Annotated in this window: 1 protein-coding gene; it reads left to right on the top strand. The window is 65.1% G+C overall.

Translation table 11 applies throughout. From position 1 onward, the window contains the following. Positions 1–407 (top strand): (2Fe-2S)-binding protein (locus OC23_RS18855; protein ID WP_227505555.1); only part of this gene is annotated, 407 nt, incomplete at both ends.

Raw genomic sequence — 407 nt, 5'->3', positions numbered from 1 at the left:
TTGAACATCAACGGCAAACCGGTGGAAGTTGATGCCGATCCGTCGACGCCGCTGCTCTGGGCGTTGCGCGACAACCTCGGTCTGACTGGCACGAAATTCGGTTGCGGTGTCGCGTCGTGCGGCGCCTGCACGGTGCACCTGAACGGCCAGCCGACGCGCAGCTGCGTGCTGCCGATTTCTGCGGTGGCCGGCCAGCAGATCACCACGTCCGAACACATCGCCGATGACAAGGTCGGTAAGGCCGTGCTCGACGCCTGGGTCAAGCACGACGTGGCGCAATGCGGCTACTGCCAGGGCGGCCAGATGATGAGCGCGGTGGGTTTGCTGCGCACCAAGAAGAAGCCGACCGACGCCGATATCGACAGCGCGATGGCCGGCAACCTGTGCCGCTGTGCGACGTACCAGCG

This window comes from Acinetobacter sp. A47, from assembly GCF_000805455.1.
Lineage (GTDB): Bacteria > Pseudomonadota > Gammaproteobacteria > Pseudomonadales > Moraxellaceae > Acinetobacter.
Note: the sequence above shows the minus strand (reverse complement) of the source record. Positions and strands in the feature narration are given on the sequence as shown.